Consider the following 309-nt stretch of genomic DNA (forward strand, 5'->3'; position numbering starts at 1 on the left):
GCGCCCCGGCGGCCTCCCAGCCCCGGGCGGGGGCGGGCCTCCCCGGGCCGGGGCGTCGCGCTTGCGGGGGGAATCGCCATGCGCCTTGTGCTTGCCGTCCTGCTGATCGTCCTGCCCGGCGTCGCGGCGGCGCAGATCGACAGCCGCGAGGGGATCGCGCTGCAGAACCAGATCCTGCAGCTGCGCCAGGAGGTGGAGATCCTGCGCCGCGGCGGTCTCGGCGCGCCGCCGCCCGCGCCCGGCGGCGTGCACGCCCCCCCCGGCGCCCGCCGCCCCGCCGCCGCCGCGCGGGCGCGCGGGGCGCGCGCC

At 82.8% G+C, this 309-nt stretch carries 1 pseudogene; it reads left to right on the forward strand.

Annotation, left to right across the window (positions count from 1 at the left end):
• Positions 1-78: 78 nt before the first annotated feature.
• A pseudogene (locus AC1MIR_RS01330) lies at positions 79-309 on the forward strand (hypothetical protein); the annotation flags it as partial.

This window comes from Falsiroseomonas sp. RANM36 (assembly GCF_056682175.1).